Here is a 652-nt window from a genome sequence, read left to right on the forward strand (position 1 = left end):
AAGAAGTCCGAAGGTATCTATGCGGTTGTTAACTTCACCGCGAGCCCTGAGACCGCCGCTGAGCTCGACCGTGTTCTAAACCTGAACGAGTCCGTTATGCGTACCAAGATCATCCGTCCGGAGGATCAGAAGGTCAACAAGTAAGACTCTAAAACCGCGACCTGATTAAAATGTCAGGTTCCTATGGTTACCTAGAGTTATATACTTGAATCCATTCGAGGAGGCATCAATGGCAGGCGAAACCATTATCACTGTGGTCGGGAATCTCACCAGCGACCCTGAGTTGCGCTACACTCCCGCAGGTGCAGCGGTTGCAAACTTTACGATTGCATCTACCCCGCGTACCTACAATCGTCAAACCGGTCAGTGGGAAGACGGTGAGGCACTGTTCCTGCGTGCGTCTATTTGGCGCGACTACGCAGAGAACGTCGCAGAGACCCTGAAAAAGGGAACCCGTGTGATCGCCCAGGGTCGTTTGAAGTCTCGCTCGTATGAAACGAAGGAAGGCGAACGCCGTACCTCAATGGAGATCGAGCTCGATGAGATCGGTCCCGCTCTACGGTACGCTACCGCCCAGGTAACCCGTTCACAGCGCACCTCTGGAGGTAACTTCGGTGGTCAGCAGGGCGGCAACTTTGGCGGTAATAACTTC

2 protein-coding genes are annotated in these 652 nt (G+C 53.7%); both read left to right on the top strand.

The genetic code is table 11. The features are described from left to right. The coding region (locus tag EAS64_RS42780; protein ID WP_187366580.1) for a 30S ribosomal protein S6 at positions 1-144 on the top strand (144 nt) is incomplete at its 5' end. An 85-nt stretch (positions 145-229) separates the two neighbouring features. Then, the coding region (locus tag EAS64_RS42785; protein ID WP_145862449.1) for a single-stranded DNA-binding protein at positions 230-652 on the top strand (423 nt) is incomplete at its 3' end.

The organism is Trebonia kvetii, assembly GCF_007827045.1.
Taxonomy (GTDB): domain Bacteria; phylum Actinomycetota; class Actinomycetes; order Streptosporangiales; family Streptosporangiaceae; genus Trebonia; species Trebonia kvetii.